General features: G+C 40.3%; 8 protein-coding genes and 1 pseudogene. 6 read left to right on the top strand and 3 right to left on the bottom strand.

Annotated elements, in window-relative coordinates:
* The first annotated feature begins 3 nt into the window (after positions 1–3).
* The 6 genes from G453_RS0113490 to G453_RS28040 all read left to right on the top strand — a co-directional run bounded on the left by G453_RS0113490 (position 4) and on the right by G453_RS28040 (position 3,922).
* Complete coding sequence (locus G453_RS0113490; protein WP_027191490.1) at positions 4–555, top strand: hypothetical protein; 552 nt, start codon at positions 4–6, stop codon at positions 553–555.
* Between the two features lie 134 nt (positions 556–689).
* Positions 690–1,232, top strand: coding sequence for a hypothetical protein (locus G453_RS0113495; RefSeq protein WP_027191491.1), 543 nt, complete (start codon positions 690–692; stop codon positions 1,230–1,232).
* 394 nt (positions 1,233–1,626) lie between these two features.
* Complete coding sequence (locus G453_RS27290; protein WP_169725338.1) at positions 1,627–2,283, top strand: NUMOD4 domain-containing protein; 657 nt, start codon at positions 1,627–1,629, stop codon at positions 2,281–2,283.
* Between the two features lie 105 nt (positions 2,284–2,388).
* Complete coding sequence (locus tag G453_RS28030) at positions 2,389–2,865, top strand: hypothetical protein (protein ID WP_156920926.1); 477 nt, start codon at positions 2,389–2,391, stop codon at positions 2,863–2,865.
* Positions 2,853–3,092 (top strand): hypothetical protein, encoded by a 240-nt coding sequence (locus G453_RS28035; protein WP_156920927.1) that lies wholly within the window; start codon positions 2,853–2,855, stop codon positions 3,090–3,092. The genes G453_RS28030 and G453_RS28035 overlap by 13 nt, the downstream gene beginning before the upstream one ends.
* Positions 3,093–3,394: 302 nt before the next feature.
* The gene (locus G453_RS28040; RefSeq protein ID WP_156920928.1) at positions 3,395–3,922 is read left to right on the top strand and encodes a hypothetical protein; all 528 of its coding nucleotides are present in this window, start codon (positions 3,395–3,397) and stop codon (positions 3,920–3,922) included.
* Between the two features lie 35 nt (positions 3,923–3,957).
* On the opposite strand, the gene G453_RS28045 is transcribed toward G453_RS28040, so the two are convergent.
* The 3 genes and pseudogenes from G453_RS28045 to G453_RS29230 form a co-directional block, all read right to left on the bottom strand.
* Complete coding sequence (locus tag G453_RS28045) at positions 3,958–6,606, bottom strand: LamG domain-containing protein (RefSeq protein ID WP_169725339.1); 2,649 nt, start codon at positions 6,604–6,606, stop codon at positions 3,958–3,960.
* 71 nt (positions 6,607–6,677) lie between these two features.
* Positions 6,678–7,007, bottom strand: a complete 330-nt coding sequence (locus G453_RS28050; protein WP_156920930.1) for a hypothetical protein — start codon at positions 7,005–7,007, stop codon at positions 6,678–6,680.
* Positions 7,008–7,104: 97 nt separating this feature from the next.
* A pseudogene (locus tag G453_RS29230) lies at positions 7,105–7,815 on the bottom strand (phage head spike fiber domain-containing protein); the annotation flags it as partial.
* Between the last annotated feature and the right edge of the window lie 495 nt (positions 7,816–8,310).

Below are 8,310 nucleotides of genomic sequence, written 5' to 3' on the forward strand. Positions count from 1 at the left end.
CAAATGAACGAGAACATCACCACCAAGATCGAAGCGATTGTTTCCCACTTCATCCAGAACCAGGCCGCCGACGTTGAAGCACCTGAGCATTGGGAGAAGACGAATGAGGAATTGGTTAACCTGGGATTTGACGGGAAGCTCACTAAGGATGAGTACAACGCGATCCTGGCCTACAAAGCTTCTCGCACCGAATCGCCGTCAGAAGCTCATCGCAAAATGCTCATGGAATTGGTGACGATGGTTGCACCGCCGAGGAAGCGTAATCCTCGTGACCTGACTTCTCTTGACCTCAACAACAAGAAAGTTTTCGAGAAGCTTGGCTTCATCTGGAAGCGTTCACTCTGCACCCTCTCAATGAAGAAGTTCCTTCAGGGACAGGGACAAGGTTACGCTGCCTTCCACAAGGCGAATGCCGAGAATTTCGAAGCTGCTCTTATCCAGCTGGCTGGCGATGAGGCTAACCTGAAGAAGCTTATCAAGAAGGAATACGACGCGATCATCAAGTTGAACATGTCGAAGCACGAAGAATTGAAGGCGGCAAAGGCCAAAGCATAAACACATCGACTGAAAACGAAAAGAGGGCCATATGGCCCTCTTTTTTATTTTTTCATATTTGCTCTTAACATTTAATTTTCCATTTGGTACAATGGGGACAACCCGAAAGGGAAACTGACCCGGAGGATTTTTAAATGGAATACGACAAGGTTTATTTCGTCAATGCCATCAAAGAGCTTTTTGCCCGTCATTCAACTGATGCTCCCAAATTTTCCGATTTGCCTTATGATGTGTTGGCAAATAAATTGAAGGCTGATGAAATTACAGCAGAAGAATTTGCTGAGATTATGAGAGAGAAAACCAAGCCGAAAACCTCGCTTGAAAATGAAATGGTAGCTCTTTTGGAACAGTATGCAATTTATAATAAGCCAAAATTTGCCAGAGGCGCAAAGCCTCTTACTCCAGCTGAAAAACTCAAAAAATTTGTATTCGACACACTGGACATAAATGCAACTACATTAGAGCGTCACGCTGTTGTGGGTGCCTTTCTAAAGATAAATGGAATAGCTCCTATTGCTCATGCCAAGAAATTCAAAAGCAATGAAGACTATTTAGGTGCTCTCATTGGCATGGCAGGCTCAGAAGCTGCATTAAAAGAAGAGTTCGAAAAGATGTTGCCAAAAGTTCAAGCAGAACTGAAAGCCAAGCAAGCAGCTAATGCAACCAAGAATAAGTAATTAAAAAATTCAATTGTTTATTAAAGGCAGGGTAGTTTTACCCTGCCTTTTTTATTGTCACATAATTCTCATTTCGAGAATGTCTCAGGTTGACCTCAGAATGATCCTAAGCAGAAGGATGATAAAACATACATCAGACACATCAAAATGCGTCCTGGTCAATCCTGGGACAAATGACAGCCTTTCGAGTGTAACTGACGTAATAACTTTCCAAAAACACAAAAGTTGACACTGTTTTTCAGCTGAAAACCATCAAACTGTGCTCTCTGAGCATAATTTCCCAGGAGTATTCGCACCAATTACAAATCTAGCTTTTGAGTAGTTGTGTCATCAACTACATAAATATCCATGTAACTACAAAATATCTTGTTAGTATCATGGAGGATTTATGTTGATGACATTTGAATTGCCAAAGTTTTTACCAAATGAGGAAGTTAATGAGTATTTGAAGAGTAGAGTAGGTGGCCCGTATTATCTGATGTCAATCACAAACAATGTAGCAATCGTTCAGGTTCCAGAAGAATGGAAAAAAATTCCTGGCTTTCCAAAGTACATGGCATCAAATCGCGGCAGAATCAAGAACATTAAAACAGAAAGAATATTAAAACAACAAACAAGCTCTCCAGACGGAAGATGTCGAGTTAATTTGCGCCGCCATGGTGAAGAACATACATCACCAAAACTTGTACATAGATTAGTTGCTATGGCATTTCTAGGAGAAGCACCAAAAGGAAGAAATCTAGCTTTACATAAAGATGGAAACTACCTGAATAATATTCCTGAAAATTTGTATTGGGGTAATCAATTTGAGAATGCACAAGACAAGATTAGACATGGTAGGTCAAACAAGGGCATGTCAATGAAGGGTAGAAGGAAAAAAATCACAGACGAAGCAATTAAAGAAATTTGGAAAATGTGGAACTCTGGAATGAATAAAACTGCAATCTGTAGAGAAATTAAAATTTCTTATATGACAGTTCTTAGAATAATCAACAAGACATATAAAAACTATGTTTTAAAGGAGGAAAGTGATGAAGGATTGGCTGTATGACAAGGTTTTGTGTTCGTCATTGGTAATGAACACAATCATATTCTTGTGGATACTGTTTATGAATTTACTCTATTTCAGTGTATTTTAAAGTGAGACTTAATTAGCATGAAGTGTGAAATATGTGGCAAAGTTCACAACGTCAAATCAGATGATTTAGGAATATGTATGGCTTGTAGAGAGAACAATGTGTGCTTATTTTGTGGAAAGACAATAAAGGCAAGCAAAATATATTGTGACATAAAGTGTGCAAACAAATTCAGAAAGTTAATGCAAACAGGTATGGCCGTTGAAAATGTGCAGAAATATATCGGAAAAGTAGATAGCTATGTAACCTATAAAGATTTTAAGAATACAAAGCACTACAAAAAATTTAGCGACGAGGCAATGCGCCTCTATGAAGAATTGTTTTTAGACATGATTGAAATTATCTCAATAGACATTTCAAAAATAATTGAGAAAGAGTTTCTTCGTTTCAACATTGAAGTTCTCTTGAGAGAAAGTAACTGGTATTTAATTAATGTTGTTTATGTGGACAAAATTAAAAAAACAGCAACATGCGAGGTTGTAAAGTGGAAATCCTGACGTTAGATAGCAAAGCCGCTAAAGAAACTTACAAAGAAATTTATGCTGCTTATAAACAGTTAGCAAATTTAGAATTGACTAAAGAAAATCAAACTATTGCATACAATTTAATTTCTCGAATTGTTGGTTTGAGGTCGATGTTGAGAGATTCAACAGGTGGTTGGCAATGTTTTAAAATGGTTCAAAAGCTTGAGGGCGATATACTTGAAATAGTATTCAGCAAATAAATAGATTTGGAAGATAAACACAGGGTTTATAAAAAAAATATAAAACAAAATAAGTAAGCTGCCTACCCTGTGTTTATCTTCCATTTTAAGGATCAAAAGATGAAGATACAAATTAATGAATTTAATCATAGAGCAGAATTGTTATCGAGTCAAATGGACTCACCACCAATAAATCCAATGCAACCAAATTTGGTACAATGTCCATGTTGTGGCAATGTTTGTGCAAGAGAAATTCTTTGTAATTGCCACATTGAAGAAACACATCCAAAAATTAAACAAGCTATATTATAGGAGAAAATTAAATGGCTAAAAGAGAAGATACAAAGCAAAAGGTTGAACTTCTTAAGCAGGATTTGCAAGATGTTCTAGTGACCATGGAAGAGAAGGAATTACAGCTTAGAGAAGCTGTAAAGGAAGATGAAAAAGCACTTGCAGCTGAACATTCTAAAACGGTTATTGCTAAGGCAAAAAAGGTTGCTGAGTGTAATGAGTTGTTAATTGCTCTGAAATCTGAGGCAGTGGAAATAATTCGCAAAGCGATAAAAACTTATTTAACAAAGTCAGTTAAGTATCAAAGAGAAATGGCACAAGCCATTGATGATTTGCAAACACTCGAAAGATTTATTGATGTTTCTCAATATGCAGAAGAAGATATTTTTAATGTGAATTTTGCATTACATCGCAGGCATGTTCACAAATCAGCTTTGACTTTGAAGGCGTTAATTAGTGAAGTGTTCCACAATGAAAACGAAAGAGTCAATATGTCAGTAAATGCATTGCATGGAATTCCATTTCTTGAAGACCCTAAGCGAAACAAGTGGTTGAAGTAGAAATTACAAAGGGTCCAAACGGACCCTTTGTTGTTTTAATTGGCTAGGTAGTTCTGTTTAGGTGGCACAAAATTGTTTGTCCATCTAGCAATTCCCTTTGAAATCCTTATTTGTGTCATTTGACCCACGAAACCGGAGTTTCCATATTCTCCAAGCATACCAATCCTAAACTGAGCAGAGCTTGTATTGAGAGCACCTGTCACAGTAGAGGAGGCTACTTTAATTCCATCCTTGAACAATATGCCCAAGTCTCCACACCTAACAATCGCATAATGATGCCAATTGGAATCAGTTGTGGTTGTTGAATCTGTTGCTGCATAGTTTGTTCCGCCAATGTAGAACCCTGCTCTTGCGTATTGATTTAGAAAGTCAAATGCAAATGAGCATGTTGTATTGTTACCAGCAGCATCACATTGACCCATGACCCAACAGACACTAGGAAATGATGTTCTTTTCGCCCAAAAATCTACTGTGAAGTCAATATTACCCATTTGAATATCTGTGCTAACAGGCACAACAAAATATCCAGAACTACTGTTGAGATTGAAGACTCTGCCACTCACAGGGCTTGATGTATCAAAAATGGCTGATGCACCAGAGTTACCAATGATTTTGTTGGTCTGGATAGTATCTCCATACCTTGTCACCACCTTAGCTGATTGTGAAAAGTCATTAAATGACCTCGCATCCTCACCAGCTACAATTAAAACCTTTGAGTCCTTATGCACTCTTGGCAGAGTAGGAGGTGTAAAGTTGTCAGTATAAAGTGCGGTGCCATTTACAACATGAGTCCAGGCAACTGTTGTTCCTGAAGGAGCATACATAGTGTTAGCTTGAAAAATGTTGAAGTTTGTTCCGCCTGCTGTCAATGATGAGGCATTTGCACCAGAGGCAATTATGTTCCCATCCAGAAACAACTTTATATTATTTGATATATCTCTTGTAAAAGCTAGGTGAAACCATCTTCCAACTGGCGCAGTGATTGTTGATGATAAACCCCAAGAACCATTAAGCATGAATGCCAAATAGTTAGAAGGATTCAGGCCAAAACCCCATCCAGTACTCCAATTAGAAGAGCCAAAGATAAATCCATTGATTGGAGATGTAGTATAATATACCCACCCTTCAACGGTAAATTGATTCGTATTAAAATCAAAGTCTGTTGAATACTGAGAACTTACAATGCTCGATGAAGTTCCATCGCCCACAAAAGCTTTAGTATCTCCAGGCTGACACGCAAGATGCTTTGCATTGCCAACAGGCAGGATGGTCTTATTATTGCTCGATGAGTCTACAAAACTTACACCCACCTGATCCATATGAATAAGTAGTTGCGTGCTAGCGTCATTCTGGAAGAGGGAAGTAGGGACTATATTACTTCTCACTGAAGTTGAAAACCTGAAGTCAGCAACAAAGCCCTTAAATGTACCCCAGGTGACACCACCAGCAATTACGAATGGGCTGGTGTCAACATCATAAAAAAGTGTCGGTGAAGTTATTGTGTACGTTTGAACTCCGTTTATGTTTGCTATATATGTTGTACCATTGCGTGAAATTTGTACAAAATTCCATGAATTAAACTGTAATACTCCCAAGGAAGTTCCATTCCACATTCCATTCCATCCACCACCAATAGAAGAATAAGCGGCAAGATTTCCTGTTGAAGAGATATATAAAGTGAGACCATAGGAAGATCGCTTTGTTACAATATCTTGCGTTGCACCTGTATTAGAGGGATTAACCCAAAACTCAATTGTCCATGTAGTGTTAGTCTGCAAGTTCATTGTTGATGTATTCGTGTCAACTGAAAGGTAATCTCCAGAAGCTTGGAAAAATCCAGCAACATCACTGACAGGAAGCTTGTTGAGATTTTTTACAGTTGTGCTTGTTCCTGTTGAAATTGATTTCTTACCAAGTGAATCATATGCAATAGGCTTCAATCCTTCATTCATTGGCAGCAAAAGTTTTGTAAAAGAGTCCTCACGCAAAGGGGCTATCGGCACACTGAAATCGGCTGTATAACGAGCGATACCTTTTGACCACCTAACATCTGACATATTACCAAAAAAATTATAGACATTATTGGTTGTTGCGCCGATTGAGCAACCTAAACTTGACGAAATTGCACTTGTATTTGCGTTAGAAGTCATTAGCTTTCCATTAAGGAAACCTCGCAAAGTACCTGATTGTCTTGAATATGCAATATGACACCATTGGTTTAGATTGGCTGATGTCAATGTTATTCCTGTTGATGAAAAGCCCCATGAACCAGCATTGGCAATTAAAAACTGCAGTGTGTAGGTGTTGACATTGATAAACATGCCTGTTTCAGCTGCAGTGCTTGTAGTTGTTGCAAATAAAGTATAAAAAGCGCTGCCAAGCTGAGTAAAATAAACCCATGCTTCAAAAGTAAAATCATCAGTTGAAAGTACATTAAAATCCGCAGAATTTGATGCAGTGAGATAATCACCATTTCCGTCAAAATACCCTGCGATAGGCGTATAAGGATGGCTTGTATGGCCTACTGAAGAATCAGCAAGAGAGTCACAGTTCAACATGAGCTTGGTAAAATTATCATTCCCATGTGACCATGCAGGAAGACCTGCAGTAGCTTGTTTTTTATCAAGTCTATCCTTAGGAGTCCAAACAGTTCTTTTTGTTTTTCCGCTTATATAACCTGACATCATCTATTCCTTACAAAAATTTCAAATAAAATTCCTAAACAAAAACCCAGGAAAAAAATTACAAATATCATTTATGACATTTCCATTGCAGAAATTGAAATTTCACAATCGGTAATTGCAGATGCTTTTGCTTGAATAACATCTCCAGCTTCAAGAACTAATTTTCCATTGAGAAGTGCAAGTGCTTCTTTTGCAGGAATTGTCATTTGTTCTGCAAGTCTTGTTGCAGCATTTGCATTTGAGGCATCAAGCCATTGAACCGAAACATCTCTTGAAGTTGAAGTTGAAGTATTTGCTATATGAATATTGAGCACAACAGAAGTTGTAAGTGCTGGACATGTATAAATCGTTACATATGAGGCAGTTAATACACCTCTTGCGTTCTTAAAGGTATTTGCCATATAAAAATCTCCTATAATAGAATAAAACTATTTATAAGAAAAAAGGAATCCTTTTGACAAGATTCCTTTTTAGCTATTTTTACTTAAATAGTTTTTATTAAGTTGTTAGAGCTTGCATGTCAGCGTTGGACAGGCGGCGGTTGAACAGGAGGACTTGGCGGATGTGGCCGTTCCAAAATACGCTGCTTGACCAATCCACTCCTATTCCCATCGTAGTCGTGACCGGGGGAGTTCCAGAATTATCGGAGACGGGTGACCCGCCATTGCGAACTGCCGCAAAGTCATTGACAGCCCAAGCGACACCAACTGCAAAACCAGTTTGAGCGGATACTGTGCCGGGCCTCAACTGTGCCTGAAATGCCCCTGAGGTCAGGAAGTCAGCGCACACATTGCCGCTAGAGTCTATGTATAGCGTAGACCTGTCGTTGACCGTGTTGTTTAGGGACAGCAGCGGCCTATTACCAGACAGGGCGTTTACATCCCCACGCACCAACAGCGTCCCCTCGGTCCCATTCCACAAAGATTCTCCATGAGAACCTACCAATGAAGGCAAATTCAAAGTGCATACATCAGCAGCTCTTGTTGCAGCAGCAGATGTAGAAACGTCTGCGCTGCGGGTGACTGCTGCGGTTGTGGTCGGGATGTACGAGGTCGGAAATGCACCAGCCTCAAGCTGTGCGCCCCAGATGTAGAGGCCGGATGTGCCGTCTCCGGTGTAGGAGAAAACCCCGTTTGCACTGGCGATGTTAAGGCCCATCCCGCCGCTGGTGGACGTCGGGGTGGAGATAATAGTGCACCGGTATTTGCCGTCACCAAGGGGGTAATGCTTGCGCTTATCCCGGCGTCAACGCTGCCAACTACTCCATTGGCAAGGTCAAAGAAGGCCCCCTTAGAAGAGTTCCCCTGGTCGCGTAGATACAGCCAGCTTCTCTCTGCTGCCTTGGCATGGATAGAAAGCGCGTGCGGCGTGAGGGCTACGGTGGCGGCAATGGTCGCAAAATGCGTACTGCTTGTCGGCGACCGCCCCTATGGGTCCATTCGATGTTCACCCAATGGAGCCACCGGATGTTCACCTAATGGAGCCACCCAGTGCTCACGCAATGGGGCCATTTGATGATCAGGTAATGGAGCCAGTCTAGCCTGGCCGAACCGGGTTTCGGACCTTCGAGATGCCACGTATTTCCGCCGGATTCACGAGCGGGAGGTACGCGGGATGTCCAATCGGAGGTTCGAGATGTTTGAATATCGCCATGCTCTTGTCCGGATGCGCCTTGGCGAATCGGACAGGCAGATAGCCAAGACA

This window comes from Fundidesulfovibrio putealis DSM 16056, from assembly GCF_000429325.1.
Classification (GTDB): Bacteria; Desulfobacterota; Desulfovibrionia; order Desulfovibrionales; family Desulfovibrionaceae; genus Fundidesulfovibrio; species Fundidesulfovibrio putealis.